Below are 16258 nucleotides of genomic sequence, written 5' to 3' on the forward strand. Positions count from 1 at the left end.
GGTTTGGCAAATCACGCGCGTCGCGTTGTCTTTTTCGATCTGGATGGAACGCTGCATCAGCAGGATATGTTTGGTACGTTTATGCGTTACCTGCTGCGGCGTCAGCCTTTGAATGCGCTGCTCGTGCTACCGCTCTTACCCGTTATCGGTATCGCGCTGCTGGTGAAAGGCCGTGCGGCGCGATGGCCGATGAGTCTGCTGCTGTGGGGATGTACCTTTGGGCACAGCGAAGCGCGGCTCAAACAGCTCGAAAAGGATTTTGCGCACTGGTTTCGCGGTCACGTTGCGGCCTTTCCTGTTGTACAGGCGCGCCTGACCAGCTACCTCGACGCGAACGATGCCGACATCTGGCTGATTACAGGCTCCCCGCAGACGCTTGTGGAGCAGGTCTACTTTGATACCCCCTGGCTTCCGCGCGTGAATCTTATCGCCACGCAAATTGCCCGCGGTTACGGCGGCTGGGTGCTAACCCTGCGCTGTCTGGGGCATGAAAAAGTGGTCCAGCTGGAGAAACGCATCGGTACGCCGCTGCGCCTGTACAGCGGCTACAGCGACAGCAAACAGGACAACCCGCTGCTCTATTTTTGCCAGCATCGCTGGCGCGTCACGCCGTCAGGTGAACTCCAGCAACTCGAATAGTCTTATCCATAAGGGGTGTGTATAATGCCGCCGCTTTTCGACTGGAGAATCAACCGTTGTCCATCCCTGAATACAATCATGAATACTGGATGCGCCACGCGCTAACGCTCGCTCAGCGTGCCTGGGACGAGGGCGAAGTGCCCGTAGGCGCCGTGCTGGTCCACAATAACCAGGTGATTGGCGAAGGGTGGAACCGTCCGATTGGCCGCCACGATCCTACCGCGCACGCCGAAATCATGGCGCTTCGTCAGGGCGGTCTGGTGCTGCAAAACTATCGCCTGCTTGATACCACGCTGTATGTGACGCTGGAGCCGTGCGTGATGTGTTCCGGGGCGATGGTGCACAGCCGGATCGGGACTCTGGTTTTCGGGGCGCGGGATGAAAAAACCGGCGCGGCCGGTTCACTGATGGACGTGCTGGGTCACCCGGGGATGAACCACCAGGTGAAGACTATCGGCGGGGTGCTTGCACCAGAGTGTTCGGGGCTATTAAGTGATTTCTTTCGAATGCGCCGTCAGCAGAAAAAGCAGCAAAAGGCAGAATTGAAGCCGTCGGGCGATTAAGTTCGTCCGGCGCCACGACAGGGTAGCTTTGAGCCAGCCGTTTGGCCTCCGTCGCCTCTTTCTCTTTCTCCAGCAGATACCCGACCAGGCTAATCTGATATTTACGGATATTTTCCACGTAGGCGTAGGCTTCATGCCCGCGCGCGTAGCCGTATGTCAGTTTGTTATACCATGGCTTCTGGCTCAGCAGCGGCAGGCGCTGTTTTACGTCTGACCAGCTGTCCGGGTTGCCTTTCGTTTTGGCCGTCAATGCTCGCGCATCCAGCATATGCGCATAGCCCATATTGTAGGCCGCCAGCGCGAACCAGATCCGCTCCTCTTCCGGCACCGTTTCCGGTACTTTGGCCATCATATCCTGCAGATAACGCGCACCGCCGCTGATGCTTTGTTCGGCATCGGTACGGTCATTCACGCCCAGGCTCAGCGCGGTATTTTTGGTTAACATCATCAAACCACGTACGCCAGTCGGGGACGTGGCCTGGGTATCCCAGTGGGATTCCTGATACGAAATGGCCGCCAGCAGTTTCCAGTCAATTTCCTGGGCGTATTTTTCGAACAGCGGCTGCAGGTCCGGCAGGACGCTGTCTACCGCGCGCAGGAAGCTGCGGGTGTCAACGTAGTCAAAGTCATCGCCGTGCCCGAGGTACTTCTCCTCCAGACGCGCCAGGGTACCGTCTTCATTGATGGTGTTGAAAAAATCAAGCATCGCGGCAGAGAAGGTCTGATCGTCATCAAGCTGGCTAAACCAGGTCACGGGCTGCTCGTCGGTAACGTCCAGCGCCACGGCGATTTCAGGGTGCACGCGCTGGAACAGGCTGATTGCGACCGAATCGGCAATGGTGTAGGGCACTTTCTGGTCTTTTACCTGCTCAAGCAGCTCCGTCGTGCCGAGTTTCGGATCCACCGTCCAGCTCAGGTCGGGATATTTTTTCTCCTTGAGCTCACGCAGGTCGTCAATCACCACGTGGCCGGGCGCAATCGTCAGCTGCCGATCGTTAATCGAAGCCAGCGAGCGCGGGCGCAGGCTCCCGACGCGGTAAACCATCTGCTGCGAAACGGAGTAGTAGGTCGGGCCCGGCTGGTAGTTCTTGCTGCGCTCGCTGTTATACACCAGCCCGGCGGCAAGCATATCGGCATCGTCGTTATCGAGGTCGTCAAAAAGCTGGTTGATATTCTGGCGGACGGTGATTTTAAGCTTCACGCCAAGATAATCGGCGAACTGTTGTGCCAGCTCATAATCCAGACCAATGATTTTGCCATTGATGTCGCTGTAAATGAGCGGGGAGTTGAGGGTACTGACGCGCAATTCCCCCCGCTCCTGAATGGCGGCGATACGGTTTTCGGCTTTGCCGAACCAGGGGATAGAAGGCCAGAGGGCCACTGCCAACAGCAACGTTACAATGCCGATGAGCAGATAATTAATCTTTAATTTTTTCAATTAGTTAATTCTCTGCGACGCCGATTGCCTCAGTTTGCTGTAGCCATGTTAATAATAAGGTTTGCCATTGAATGAGCGGCATTTTGCGTAAACTTGCGCCACTTGGCAACCAATTAGAGAGACAGGTCACATCTATTGTTAAACCTCTGGGCAAATTTTATTTCGACGCAAACGGTTTCGTCGGCGCTCAGGATTCTCTATAATGACGCCCGTTTTCCCCCCTTGCGCACACTGTAAGCGCCCCGGCGCTTCGAAGACGAGAGACTTATGATGGAAATTCTGCGTGGTTCGCCTGCACTGTCTGCCTTCCGTATCACTAAACTGCTGGCACGTTTTCAGGCGGCCGACCTTCCGGTAAGCAATATTTACGCTGAGTATGTCCATTTTGCTGACCTGAATGCCCCCCTGAATGCAGAGGAGCGCGTACAGCTGGAACGCCTGCTCAAGTATGGCCCAAGCCTCAGCAGCCATACGCCAACCGGCAAACTGATCCTTGCGACGCCGCGTCCGGGCACCATCTCCCCCTGGTCTTCCAAAGCCACCGACATTGCCCACAACTGCGGCCTGAGCCAGATTAACCGTCTGGAGCGCGGCGTAGCGTACTACGTCGAAGCCTCTACCCTGAGCGACGCGCAGTGGCAGGCGGTTGCGGGTGAATTGCACGACCGCATGATGGAGAGCGTGTTTGCCTCTCTTGATGACGCACAAAAGCTTTTCTCCCACCATCAGCCTGCGCCGGTACAGAGCGTGGACCTGCTGGGGCAGGGCCGCCAGGCGCTGATCGACGCCAACCTGCGTCTCGGCCTGGCGCTGGCAGAAGACGAAATTGACTACCTGCAGGACGCGTTCGTTAAGCTCAACCGCAACCCGAACGACATCGAACTTTACATGTTCGCGCAGGCCAACTCTGAGCACTGCCGCCATAAGATTTTCAACGCCGACTGGATCATCGACGGCGAACAGCAGCCGAAGTCGCTGTTCAAAATGATCAAAAACACCATGGAACAAACCCCTGACCACGTGCTGTCTGCCTATAAAGACAATGCCGCGGTGATGGAAGGTTCCGAGGTGGGCCGCTTCTTCGCCGATCGCGAAGCAGGGCGCTATGACTTCCATCAGGAGCCTGCGCATATTCTGATGAAAGTGGAAACCCACAACCACCCGACGGCGATCTCCCCATGGCCGGGTGCGGCGACCGGCTCCGGCGGCGAAATCCGTGACGAAGGGGCGACCGGTCGTGGGGCGAAACCAAAAGCGGGTCTGGTCGGTTTCTCCGTCTCCAACCTGCGCATCCCTGGCTTTGAACAGCCGTGGGAAGAAGATTTCGGCAAGCCAGAGCGCATCGTGACCGCGCTGGATATCATGACCGAAGGTCCGCTGGGCGGCGCGGCGTTTAACAACGAGTTTGGCCGTCCGGCGCTGAACGGTTACTTCCGTACCTATGAAGAGAAAGTGGACAGCCACAACGGCGAAGAGCTGCGCGGCTACCACAAACCGATCATGCTGGCAGGCGGGATCGGCAACATCCGTGCCGATCACGTGCAGAAAGGCGAGATCGTCGTCGGCGCGAAGCTGATCGTACTCGGCGGCCCGGCGATGAACATCGGTCTGGGCGGCGGTGCGGCCTCTTCGATGGCCTCCGGCCAGTCTGATGCGGATCTCGACTTCGCGTCCGTGCAGCGTGACAACCCTGAGATGGAGCGCCGCTGCCAGGAAGTGATCGACCGCTGCTGGCAGCTGGGTGATGCCAACCCAATCCTCTTCATTCATGACGTAGGCGCGGGCGGCTTATCCAACGCCATGCCGGAGCTGGTGAGCGACGGCGGCCGCGGCGGTCGCTTCAACCTGCGCGACATCCTGAGCGATGAACCGGGCATGAGCCCGCTGGAAATCTGGTGTAACGAATCCCAGGAGCGCTACGTGCTGGCCGTTGCGGCGGACCAGCTGCCGCTGTTTGACGAGCTGTGCCGCCGCGAGCGCGCGCCGTATGCCGTCATCGGTGAAGCGACCGAAGAGCAGCATCTCTCCTTGAGCGATACCCATTTCGACAATCAGCCGATCGATCTGCCGCTCGACGTCCTGCTCGGTAAAACGCCGAAGATGACCCGCGACGTGCAGACCCGTAAGGCGGCGGGCAAAGCGCTGGATCGCCAGGGCATCACCGTGGCAGAAGCGGTTAACCGCGTGCTGCACCTGCCTGCTGTGGCAGAGAAAACCTTCCTGGTGACCATCGGCGACCGTACCGTGACCGGTATGGTATCCCGCGACCAGATGGTCGGCCCTTGGCAGATCCCGGTGGCGAACTGCGCCGTGACCACCGCGAGCCTCGACAGCTACTACGGCGAAGCGATGGCGCTGGGCGAACGCACCCCGGTGGCGCTGCTGGACTTCGCCGCATCTGCCCGTCTGGCGGTCGGTGAAGCGCTGACCAACATCGCCGCGACGCAGATTGGCGACATTAAACGTATCAAGCTCTCCGCAAACTGGATGGCCGCAGCCGGCCACCCTGGCGAAGATGCTGGCCTGTATGAAGCCGTGAAGGCGGTGGGTGAGGAGCTGTGTCCAGCCCTCGGCCTGACCATTCCGGTGGGCAAAGACTCCATGTCGATGAAAACCCGCTGGCAGGAAGGCAACGAGCAGCGCGAGATGACCTCTCCACTGTCGCTGGTGATCACCGCGTTTGCCCGCGTGGAAGACGTGCGTCACACCGTTACGCCGCAGCTTGCGACCGAAGACAACGCCCTGCTGCTGATTGACCTGGGTAAAGGCCACAACGCGCTGGGCGCCACCGCGCTGGCGCAGGTTTACCGTCAGCTCGGCGACAAGCCTGCCGATGTGCGCGACGTTGCGCAGCTGAAAGGCTTCTACGACGCCATCCAGGCGCTGGTGGCGCAGCGTAAGCTGCTGGCCTACCATGACCGTTCCGACGGCGGCCTGCTGGTGACCCTGGCAGAGATGGCCTTCACCGGCCACTGTGGCGTGGAAGCCAACATCGCTACGCTTGGCGAAGACCGTCTGGCTGCGCTGTTCAACGAAGAGCTGGGCGCCGTGATTCAGGTGCGTGCGGCGGATCGCGATGCGGTTGAAGCGATTCTGGCGAAGCACGGACTGGCAGACTGCGTGCACTATCTGGGTAAAGCCGTTCAGGGCGACCGCTTCGTCATTGAAGCAGACGGCCATGCCGTGTTCAGCGAAAGCCGCACCACGCTGCGCATGTGGTGGGCGGAAACCACCTGGCAGATGCAGCGCCTGCGTGATAACCCGGAATGTGCCGATCAGGAGCACAACGCGAAGGCCAATGACCAGGATCCTGGCCTGAACGTGAAGCTCTCCTTCGATATTAACGAAGACATCGCTGCGCCGTACATTGCGACCGGCGCGCGTCCAAAAGTGGCGGTGCTGCGCGAGCAGGGCGTTAACTCCCACGTTGAGATGGCTGCGGCCTTCCACCGCGCGGGCTTTGACGCTATCGACGTCCACATGAGCGATCTGCTGGCCGGACGTACCGGTCTGGAAGATTTCCAGGCGCTGGTGGCGTGCGGCGGCTTCTCCTACGGCGACGTGCTGGGCGCAGGCGAAGGCTGGGCGAAGTCCATCCTGTTTAACAGCCGCGTGCGCGACGAGTTCGAAACCTTCTTCCACCGTCCGCAGACCCTGGCGCTGGGCGTGTGTAACGGCTGCCAGATGATGTCTAACCTGCGCGAACTGATCCCGGGCAGCGAAGCCTGGCCGCGCTTTGTGCGTAACCAGTCTGACCGCTTCGAAGCGCGCTTCAGCCTGGTGGAAGTGACCCAGAGCCCGTCTCTGCTGCTGCAGGGAATGGTCGGTTCACAGATGCCAATCGCGGTGTCCCACGGCGAAGGTCAGGTAGAAGTGCGTGATGCCGCGCATCTGGCTCAGCTGGAGAGCAAAGGCCTGGTGGCACTGCGCTTTGTCGATAACTTCGGCAAAGTCACGGAAACCTACCCGGCTAACCCGAACGGCTCCGCTAACGGTATTACGGCGGTAACCAGCGAAAGCGGTCGCGCGACCATCATGATGCCGCACCCGGAACGCGTGTTCCGCACCGTGAGCAACTCCTGGCACCCGGAAAACTGGGGCGAGGACAGCCCATGGATGCGTATCTTCCGCAATGCGCGTAAGCAATTGGGTTAAGTTTTAGTCCCATATCCTTCCAGGCCCGGTAAGCGAAAGCTCAACCGGGTTTTTTATTTGTGTCGCATAATTGCGACAGACCGGCAATTTTAGTGTCTCCAAAAAGAGACACTTAAGCTATTGATTTATATATGGCAGGAAAGGTTTCCGTTAAGGTGTTGCTTAATAGCGACACTTAGCCTGAAAATCATTCAACCGATAATTAACAAGCTCAACGAGTAAAAAACATATATTTCAATATGTTAATATTTTGTTTTGCATTCTGGCACGGGTGTTGCATAATATTAGCCAGTGGCTCATTCACCTTCTTATGTCAGCCCCTTCGGGAAGCGCTACATAAACTTCGAATGACGCACAAAAAGGTGCCTGCCGTCCAACTACTGATCATAGCGATGCTTTATCAGGCCAGGGCGAAACGTCGAGTTAGGCACCGCCTCATTCCATGACAAAGCCGGGTTTTTACCCGGCTTTGTTGTATCTGAAGGGCAGACTCAGTTACGCTCTGCGTAAACCCCCATTAAGAGAGTAATGCGTTGAAACGCTGGACCGTTTTCCCCCGCTCCCTGCGGCAGCTCGTCATGATGGCCTTCCTGCTGATTCTGCTGCCGCTGCTGATCCTTGCCTGGCAGGCGTGGCAAAGTCTGAACGCGCTGAGCGCGCAGGCGGCATTGACCAACCGCACGACGCTCATCGACGCCAGACGCAGTGAAGCGATGACCAACGCCGCCCTGGAGATGGAGCGTAGCTATCGTCAGTATTGCGTGCTTGACGATCGAACGCTGGAAAAGGTTTATCAGAGTCAGCGCAAACGCTACAGCGAAATGCTGGACGCTCATGCGGGGGTTTTGCCTGACGACAGGCTGTATCAGGCGTTACGTCAGGATCTGAACGATCTCGCGCAACTGCAATGCAGTAACAGCGGCCCGGATGCGGCGGCCGCCGCACGCCTCGAAGCTTTTGCCAGTGCCAACACCGAGATGGTGCAGTCAACGCGTACGGTGATTTTCTCCCGCGGTCAGCAGCTTCAGCAGGAGATTGCCGAGCGCGGCCAGTTCTTCGGCTGGCAGGCGCTGGTGCTGTTCCTGGTGAGCCTCGGGCTGGTTCTGCTCTTTACCCGCATGATTATCGGCCCGGTGAAGGGTATCCAGCGGATGATCAACCGCCTGGGGGAGGGGAAATCGCTCGGGGATACGGTCGCCTTTAAAGGTCCCCGCGAGCTGCGATCCGTAGGCCAGCGCATTATCTGGCTGTCCGAGCGCCTGGCGTGGCTTGAATCACAGCGTCATCAGTTCCTGCGCCATATCTCCCATGAGCTTAAAACGCCGCTGGCCAGCATGCGCGAAGGAACGGAGCTGCTGGCGGATGAAGTGGCAGGGCCACTTACGCCCGAACAGGAAGAAATTGTCGAGATCCTGGATAACAGCAGCCGTAATCTACAGAAGCTGATTGAGCAACTGCTGGATTACAACCGCAAGCTGGCTGACGGGGCGGTCGTACTGGAAAACGTCGAAATTGAACCGCTGGTGGATATGGTGTTATCCGCCCATAGCTTGCCAGCAAGAGCTAAAATGATGCATACCGGTGTAGAGCTGAATGCGCCGACCTGTCTGGCTGAACCCATGCTGCTAATGAGCGTGCTGGATAATCTTTATTCCAATGCGGTGCACTATGGTACTGAATCCGGTAACATTTATATCCGAAGCTATACGAAGGGTTCCCGGGTGTTTATCGACGTCGCTAACACCGGCACCCCGATCCCCGATGACGAAAAAACCATGATCTTCGAGCCTTTTTTCCAGGGGAGTCATCAGCGGAAAGGTGCGGTGAAAGGAAGCGGTCTGGGCTTGAGCATTGCCCGGGACTGCATACGACGCATGCAGGGTGAGCTAAACATTGCCACGGACGAACGTTCGGATGTTTGCTTCCGTATTGAACTGCCCCTGAGCCGGAAAAATCAATAAAATGAATCTATGTCTGGTGAGTATGTCACACGTCTTTTCCCGCGCCGTACGCGCGGTGTTTTCCCGCAGCACGCTTCGCCTGAGCCTGCCCTGTTTATTTCTGGCAGGGTGTGTTTCCCATGTGCCGCAAAGTGCCATTAGCGATAAACAAGAAGATAAATGGCCCGATAACCAGCTGGCCGATTTCCTCTCGACCCGCTGCGAAGACATCTGGAACCTGTCAGGGCATGACGTCGAAAGCAACCCGCTGTTCTGGCTGCGTGGAATAGATTGCGCCCAGCGTCTGGCGCCGGTAGACGCCCGCTCGAAGGCGGCGATGCTGGACGACGACACCTGGCAGGACGCTTTCAAGCGCGGCATTTTGCTGGCTGATGCCAAAATCACCCCCGTCGAACGCCGCGTCAATGTAACCCGACTGGACACGTTTGTGGTCAATCTACCCGTACAGGTACGCCCGGTATACCAGCTCTGGCGCGATGGCCAGACGCTACAGCTTCAGCTTTCTGAAGAGCGCTCCCGCTACAGCAAGCTGCAACAGTCAACCGACAGCGAGCTTGATACGCTGCGTCAGCAGCAGCAACATTTACGTACCCAGCTGGATACCACGACGCGTAAGCTGGAGAACCTGACCGATATCGAAAGACAGCTCTCGTCGCGTAAATATCAGCCGGGGAGTTCATCCGCTGCGCCGGACAGCGATACGCCGAAACAAGAGGACGTGAAGCATGACGAGCCGTAAACCAGCCCATCTCTTACTGGTGGATGACGATCCCGGGCTATTAAAGCTGCTGGGGATGCGTCTGGTGAGTGAGGGCTACAGCGTCGTGACCGCGGAAAGCGGGCTGGAGGGGCTGAAAATTCTCAGCCGCGAGAAAATCGATCTGGTGATAAGCGACCTGCGGATGGATGAAATGGACGGCCTGCAGCTGTTCGCGGAGATCCAGAAGCAGCAGCCGGGTATGCCCGTGATTATCCTGACCGCGCACGGGTCTATCCCGGATGCGGTTGCCGCGACGCAGCAGGGGGTATTCAGCTTTCTGACCAAGCCGGTGGACAAAGACGCGCTGTATAAGGCTATCGACAGCGCGCTGGAACATGCTGCTCCGGCGGGGGATGAGGCGTGGCGGGAGTCTATCGTCACCCGCAGCCCCGTGATGCTGCGCCTGCTAGAGCAGGCGAGGATGGTAGCGCAGTCTGACGTCAGCGTGCTCATCAACGGCCAGAGCGGAACCGGGAAAGAGATCCTGGCGCAGGCGATTCATAACGCCAGCCCGCGCAGCAAGAACGCTTTTATTGCGATTAACTGTGGCGCGCTCCCGGAGCAGCTGCTTGAATCGGAACTGTTTGGTCACGCCCGCGGCGCATTCACCGGGGCGGTAAGCAGCCGGGAAGGGCTATTCCAGGCCGCGGAAGGTGGCACGCTGTTCCTGGACGAGATTGGTGACATGCCCGCGCCGCTGCAGGTCAAGCTGCTGCGCGTGCTGCAGGAACGCAAAGTGCGCCCGCTGGGCAGCAACCGCGATATCGATATTAACGTGCGAATTATTTCGGCAACCCACCGCGATCTGCCAAAAGTGATGGCTCGCAACGAGTTTCGCGAAGATCTCTACTACCGTCTGAACGTGGTTAACCTGAAGATCCCTGCGCTTGCGGAACGTGCGGAAGACATTCCGCTGCTGGCGAACCATCTTTTGCGCCAGGCGGCCGACCGCCATAAACCGTTCGTGCGCGCATTTTCCACCGATGCGATGAAGCGGCTGATGGCCGCAAGCTGGCCGGGTAACGTGCGTCAGCTGGTGAACGTGATTGAGCAGTGCGTGGCGCTGACCTCGTCACCGGTGATCAGCGACGCGCTGGTGGAGCAGGCGCTGGAAGGGGAAAACACGGCTCTGCCGACGTTTGCAGAAGCGCGCAATCAGTTCGAGCTGAACTATCTGCGCAAGCTATTGCAGATCACTAAAGGCAACGTGACCCACGCGGCGCGCATGGCCGGACGCAACCGTACCGAATTCTACAAGCTGCTGTCACGTCATGAGCTTGAAGCGAACGATTTTAAAGAGTAGTACCGCAAAATTCGCTTGAATATGATACTGTGAGCAATCGATTACGAGGCAGCTTACAGGCAAGAGTTTAAGGACCCACCATGAAAAAGATTGATGCGATTATTAAACCTTTCAAACTGGATGATGTGCGTGAAGCGCTGGCGGAAGTCGGCATCACCGGGATGACCGTGACGGAAGTGAAAGGTTTTGGTCGTCAGAAGGGCCACACCGAGCTTTACCGTGGCGCAGAGTACATGGTCGACTTTCTGCCGAAAGTAAAAATTGAAATCGTGGTCAGCGACGATATCGTCGATACCTGTGTGGACACCATTATCCGCACGGCGCAGACCGGCAAGATTGGCGATGGTAAAATCTTCGTCTTCGACGTGGCGCGCGTGATCCGTATCCGTACCGGCGAAGAAGACGACGCGGCGATTTAAATATTTTCCAGGCCGGGTAAGGCGCAGCCGCCATCCGACGAAAAAAAGCCCCTCAAACGAGGGGCTTTTTGCATTACAGCACCTTATGCGGCCCGAAGCATTCGTAATGAATGTTGTCCTTGTTCACGCCCAGCTCAACCAGCTGCTTCGCGGCATACTGCATAAACGCCACCGGCCCGCAGACGTAGAACTGCATCTCCGGTGCGCTGAATAGGCCTTCGTGCTGGCTAAGATTCATCAGACCTTCGCTGTCAAAGCGGGCAGCTGCGCGGTCAGCTTCCGTCGGCAGGCGATACCAGGTGTGCGCGGTGAAGCGCGGCAGGGAGGCCCCGAGCGTTTTCACCTCATCCGCAAAAGCGTGCACGTCGCCGTTTTCGGCTGCATGGAACCAGTTAACCTGCGCCCCGTGGTGTGATCTTGCCAGCGTATCGAGCATCGCCAGCATCGGCGTTTGGCCGACGCCCGCAGAGATCAGCGTGACCGGCGTATTGGTGTCAACGGCCATAAAGAAATCGCCCGCCGGCGCGGCCAGATGCACCACGTCGCCCACGTTAGCTTCGTTGTGCAGCCAGCTGGAAACCTGACCGCCGTCCTCACGCTTCACCGCAATGCGGTAGCCTTTGCCGTTTGGCTTGCGGGTAAGGGAATACTGGCGGATCTCCTGATGCGGGAATCCTTCAGGCTTCAGCCACACGCCCAGATACTGCCCTGGCTGGTAATCGGCCACCGGTTGACCGTCCACCGGCTCAAACTCGAAGCTGGTGATTAAAGCGCTGCGCGGCGTTTTCTCAACGATGCGGAACGCTCGCGTGCCTTTCCAGCCGCCGTTCTTGCTGGCGTTTTCGCTGTAGATCTGCGCTTCACGGTTGATAAACACGTTTGCAAGCACCCCGTAGGCTTTACCCCACGCGTCCAGCACCTCCTGGCCCGGGCTGAACATCTCGTCCAGGGTTGCCAGCAGGTGTCCGCCCACAATGTTGTACTGTTCAGGTTGGATCTGGAAGCTGGTATGTTTCTGCGCGATTTTTTCCACCGCAGGCAGCAATGCTGGCAGGTTTTCAATATTGCTGGCGTAGGCCGCGATGGCGTTGAACAGCGCTTCACGCTGATCGCCGTTGCGCTGGTTGCTCATGTTGAAAATTTCTTTGAGCTCCGGGTTGTGCGTGAACATGCGATCGTAGAAATGGGCGGTGAGTTTAGGGCCGGTTTCCACCAGCAGGGGAATGGTGGCCTTTACGGTAGCGATGGTTTGAGCGTCGAGCATAGCTGCTTCCTTCCGATGTGACTTTAATAATGTATTTTAAATGCATCTTATAAAAAATACCCCTGCGTTGTAAATGGTTCTTTGCAAGATGAAAAATATGCATCACAAACCTGAAAAGAAATCCGCTGGAAAGGGCGAGAGCTTTATTCCTCAAACCCTTGCGTGGCGGGTAGGAAAACGTTTGCGTAAAATCGTTTGTCAAGACCTGTTATCACAGAACTAATCAGTTATACTGTTGCCCGTCGTCCAACAGGACTGCCTTTTCAGGCCAAAATTTACTTGTTAGCTGAGTCAGGAGATGCGGATGTTAAAGCGTGAAATGAACATTGCCGATTATGATGCCGAACTGTGGCAGGCTATGGAGCAGGAAAAAGTACGTCAGGAAGAGCACATCGAACTGATCGCCTCCGAAAACTACACCAGCCCGCGCGTTATGCAGGCGCAGGGTTCTCAGCTGACCAACAAATATGCTGAAGGTTACCCGGGCAAACGCTATTACGGCGGTTGCGAGTACGTTGATATCGTTGAGCAGCTGGCTATCGACCGTGCGAAAGAACTCTTTGGCGCTGACTACGCGAACGTGCAGCCGCACTCTGGCTCTCAGGCTAACTTCGCGGTTTACACCGCGCTGCTGCAGCCGGGCGATACCGTTCTGGGTATGAACCTGGCGCAGGGCGGCCACCTGACTCACGGCTCCCCGGTTAACTTCTCCGGCAAACTGTACAACATCATCCCTTACGGTATTGATGAGTCCGGTAAAATTGACTACGAAGACATGGCGAAGCAGGCTAAAGAGCACAAACCGAAGATGATCATCGGTGGCTTCTCCGCTTACTCCGGTATCGTTGACTGGGCAAAAATGCGTGAAATCGCAGACAGCATCGGTGCTTACCTGTTCGTTGATATGGCGCACGTTGCGGGTCTGATCGCCGCAGGCGTTTACCCGAACCCGGTTCCACACGCTCACGTTGTGACCACCACCACCCACAAAACCCTGGCGGGTCCACGCGGTGGCCTGATCCTGGCGAAAGGCGGTGACGAAGAGCTGTACAAAAAACTGAACTCCGCGGTGTTCCCAAGCGCGCAGGGTGGCCCGCTGATGCACGTTATCGCGGCAAAAGCGGTAGCGCTGAAAGAAGCGATGGAGCCAGAGTTTAAGGTTTACCAGCAGCAGGTTGCTAAGAACGCCAAAGCGATGGTGGAAGTGTTCCTGAACCGTGGCTACAAAGTGGTATCCGGCGGTACTGAAAACCACCTGTTCCTGTTGGATCTGGTTGATAAGAACCTGACCGGTAAAGAAGCTGACGCTGCCCTGGGCCGCGCCAACATCACCGTGAACAAAAACAGCGTGCCAAACGATCCGAAGAGCCCGTTCGTGACCTCCGGTATTCGTATCGGTTCTCCGGCCGTGACTCGCCGCGGCTTCAAAGAAGCGGAAGTGAAAGAGCTGGCTGGCTGGATGTGTGACGTTCTGGACAACATCAATGACGAAGCGGTAATCGAGCGCGTCAAAGGTAAAGTTCTGGATATCTGCGCACGCTTCCCGGTATACGCATAATTCATCTGCTTTGCAGAAATAAAAAAGGCCGCTCTTGCGGCCTTTTTTATGGGCGCAATTGGTTGAATATATTGATGTTGCACCGAATAAAGAGAAATGTAATTTATAGAATTATTAATTTACGCCCCCTATTTTGTTGACGATTATTTGTTTTTTAATTCTTGCAACATCGCAAAAGAATTTATTTACTTTTAAGGGGTCTCCACATTTATCTTCATTAGAGTTTCTCACCATGCACATGGTGCAGAAATCTCTTTGGGTACACTTTAAACATTCAGGGAAATCACGTAAACGTAGGTTCCTCAAATAATTCACTTGGGCTGAATTATTCCAAACATTATCTAGTTTCGATGTGTTTATATTACCTATGCTATATCCTTGCCATCCTGCACATGGATATATGTTACCCGTTTCTGAAATACAAATTGAGCTGTTACACACACTACAAATAAATTCGTTAGGATCTTTTTTTGTTATTATTTGTTCTTCGCTAAAATTTTCGCTGCTATTGATTTTGTCTTTAATTATTGCTTCTATTTCGTCAAGTGATAGCCTGCATGATAAGTTCTCGGTGGAATGATTATAGTTTGCAATGATAGAATAATCATCCCCAATTTGTATTCCATGTGCTTTTGCCCAGTCTAAAACACCTTTATAGCTTTCACGATTTTGTTTCATTATAGGACAACTGATTTGTAAGGGAATATTGTTATTAATAAGTTTTAAAATGGATGCTTTTGTTTTTTCAAAACTGCCTTTTTTTCGGGTTATGCCATCGTGAATAACAGGATTCATTGAATATAAAGATGTCTGAACGCCAAGTAAGGGGTTTTTTTTCATTTCTCTTAGAATATCATCACTTAGTAATGTGAGATTGCTTAGAATATTTATTGAAAAATTATCGTGCCTGCACTTCCTCAAGAACTGAGAGAAGTGCTTATGAAGCATGGGTTCACCACCACTTAATGTCAAATGCAATACGTTCATTTCTTTGCATTGCTCTATTATCCTGAAGAATAACTCCGCTTCCATGGCAGCTATTTTATTTTTGTGCGGAATATAACAATGAACACACCTCTCGTTACATTTACTTATTATTTCTATATGTACGCTTTTTAGTTGATATTTACCTTGAAAATGTTTATCAAAAAAATCAATGGTTGATTCGTTTTTATCTTCAGGGTTTTCTTGGTTTAAAATATTATATGAGAATTTTTTGTCATCATCCAGACATTCTTGTTTGGTATTACCTGCAGCAATAAATCCACTCATATGAAGAGAATTGAGAAAATCCTTCGCATCATTTACAATTGTTTCAGTATCAACATTGGTAAAGCTTTTTTTTATTTCATTTGCAATGTCTTCAATTTGTTGCGGGTAATCTTTTAAAGCTAAATAGAATATTGTTCCGCTTTCTGATAAAATTTTATCGCCGATGTTATTACCATTAGATGGTAGATAACTGTAATCTCTATTATCAGTTATATAACTAAAGTTTTGATAATCTCTAAAAATTATATTTTGTTTTTTCTTGAGGAACATATCTGAAGACCTCATTAGCAAAATTGCTCGAATTGGAGGGTGTAATATGGTTATAAGGAAAATGAAATAGCCTCCCGTATGAAGCATCTTCAAATGGAAGCTATTTCATTGAATAATATTATTGAGGTGTTCTAATATAATAGAGTCTAATCAATAGATATTAGCGTCCGCCAGGTTTCGGAGGATTGCAAGGCCTTCCGCTTGGTTTGCTATTTGGACGACACTCAGCCATTTTTGTTGTGCTCTGAGCCATAACTTCAGGTTTTTTGTACATCATAACATTGTTCTCCTTGAGGATGTCTTTTGCCTTCCCTCATAACGTATTCCAACTGATTAACAATAAACTTATTTTAAATCAAACTTTGATGGTTTTTAGCTAATTAATATGTTATTGGTGTGATGAATGCATTGTATTGTCTCTTGTGATTATATGAATAGTTGAGTTCTAAAAAATTAAAATAATGCACTGCGGAAATATGAGGTCCATCTATTGCAATGAGCTTGATTTTAAAGTGTTTTCAGAGAGATAGCTTAGGTGCAATTTATGGTAGGTATTGACGCAGGGCTATGGATTCAGTTTAAGATGAGTACTTTCAACGCATTATTTAAAATACTAACTATTGTAGTTTGGTTAGTTTTTTCTTCGATTATGATGA

11 protein-coding genes are annotated in these 16258 nt (G+C 54.0%); 8 read left to right on the forward strand and 3 right to left on the reverse strand.

What is annotated here, in order from left to right; translation table 11 throughout:
- Window positions 1-3: 3 nt before the first annotated feature.
- Window positions 4-639 carry a phosphatidylglycerophosphatase C gene (gene yfhb, locus UR504_RS12920; RefSeq protein ID WP_039263757.1) on the forward strand — a complete coding sequence of 212 codons (636 nt, stop codon included), beginning with the start codon at window positions 4-6 and terminating at the stop codon, window positions 637-639.
- A 56-nt stretch (window positions 640-695) separates the two neighbouring features.
- A complete protein-coding gene (gene tadA, locus UR504_RS12925; RefSeq protein WP_271368271.1) occupies window positions 696-1202 on the forward strand; it encodes a tRNA adenosine(34) deaminase TadA in 507 nt (168 codons plus the stop codon).
- On the opposite strand, the gene mltF is transcribed toward tadA, so the two are convergent.
- Window positions 1090-2640 (reverse strand): membrane-bound lytic murein transglycosylase MltF, encoded by a 1551-nt coding sequence (mltF, locus tag UR504_RS12930; protein WP_271368273.1) that lies wholly within the window; start codon window positions 2638-2640, stop codon window positions 1090-1092. The two genes, tadA and mltF, sit on opposite strands and share 113 nt — an antisense overlap.
- Before the next feature lie 267 nt (window positions 2641-2907).
- Between mltF and purL the strand changes: the two genes are divergently transcribed.
- The 5 genes from purL to glnB all read left to right on the forward strand — a co-directional run bounded on the left by purL (window position 2908) and on the right by glnB (window position 11238).
- Window positions 2908-6795, forward strand: a complete 3888-nt coding sequence (gene purL, locus UR504_RS12935; RefSeq protein ID WP_302236220.1) for a phosphoribosylformylglycinamidine synthase — start codon at window positions 2908-2910, stop codon at window positions 6793-6795.
- A gap of 533 nt (window positions 6796-7328) precedes the next feature.
- Window positions 7329-8756, forward strand: a complete 1428-nt coding sequence (gene qseE / locus UR504_RS12940) for a two component system sensor histidine kinase QseE/GlrK (RefSeq protein WP_320739767.1) — start codon at window positions 7329-7331, stop codon at window positions 8754-8756.
- A gap of 1 nt (window position 8757) precedes the next feature.
- A complete protein-coding gene (gene qseG, locus UR504_RS12945) occupies window positions 8758-9495 on the forward strand; it encodes a two-component system QseEF-associated lipoprotein QseG (protein ID WP_143345405.1) in 738 nt (245 codons plus the stop codon).
- Window positions 9482-10819: a two-component system response regulator GlrR gene (gene glrR / locus UR504_RS12950; protein WP_021241871.1), complete on the forward strand. Its 1338-nt coding sequence runs from the start codon at window positions 9482-9484 to the stop codon at window positions 10817-10819. Before qseG ends, glrR begins: the two co-directional genes overlap by 14 nt.
- An 80-nt stretch (window positions 10820-10899) precedes the next feature.
- Window positions 10900-11238 (forward strand): nitrogen regulatory protein P-II, encoded by a 339-nt coding sequence (gene glnB, locus UR504_RS12955; protein WP_003860685.1) that lies wholly within the window; start codon window positions 10900-10902, stop codon window positions 11236-11238.
- A gap of 73 nt (window positions 11239-11311) precedes the next feature.
- On the opposite strand, the gene hmpA is transcribed toward glnB, so the two are convergent.
- On the reverse strand, window positions 11312-12502 hold the full coding sequence (hmpA, locus tag UR504_RS12960; protein ID WP_149366371.1) for an NO-inducible flavohemoprotein: 1191 nt from the start codon (window positions 12500-12502) through the stop codon (window positions 11312-11314).
- 304 nt (window positions 12503-12806) lie between these two features.
- On the opposite strand from hmpA, the gene glyA reads away from it, so the two are divergent.
- The gene (glyA, locus tag UR504_RS12965; RefSeq protein ID WP_008502165.1) at window positions 12807-14060 is read left to right on the forward strand and encodes a serine hydroxymethyltransferase; all 1254 of its coding nucleotides are present in this window, start codon (window positions 12807-12809) and stop codon (window positions 14058-14060) included.
- 114 nt (window positions 14061-14174) lie between these two features.
- Here glyA and UR504_RS12970 read toward each other — a convergent pair whose 3' ends face one another.
- Window positions 14175-15602, reverse strand: coding sequence for a PqqD family peptide modification chaperone (locus UR504_RS12970; RefSeq protein ID WP_302236207.1), 1428 nt, complete (start codon window positions 15600-15602; stop codon window positions 14175-14177).
- Between the last annotated feature and the right edge of the window lie 656 nt (window positions 15603-16258).

Source organism: Enterobacter sp. 241F3 (genome assembly GCF_034106785.1).
Lineage (GTDB): Bacteria > Pseudomonadota > Gammaproteobacteria > Enterobacterales > Enterobacteriaceae > Enterobacter > Enterobacter vonholyi.

Coding starts and splice junctions, on each gene's coding strand:
- hmpA (WP_149366371.1), bottom strand. CDS start 12,502: ATGCTCGACGCTCAAACCATCGCTACCGTAAAGGCCACCATTCCCCTG.
- glyA (WP_008502165.1), top strand. CDS start 12,807: ATGTTAAAGCGTGAAATGAACATTGCCGATTATGATGCCGAACTGTGG.
- qseG (WP_143345405.1), top strand. CDS start 8,758: ATGAATCTATGTCTGGTGAGTATGTCACACGTCTTTTCCCGCGCCGTA.
- glnB (WP_003860685.1), top strand. CDS start 10,900: ATGAAAAAGATTGATGCGATTATTAAACCTTTCAAACTGGATGATGTG.
- purL (WP_302236220.1), top strand. CDS start 2,908: ATGATGGAAATTCTGCGTGGTTCGCCTGCACTGTCTGCCTTCCGTATC.
- UR504_RS12970 (WP_302236207.1), bottom strand. CDS start 15,602: ATGTTCCTCAAGAAAAAACAAAATATAATTTTTAGAGATTATCAAAAC.
- glrR (WP_021241871.1), top strand. CDS start 9,482: ATGACGAGCCGTAAACCAGCCCATCTCTTACTGGTGGATGACGATCCC.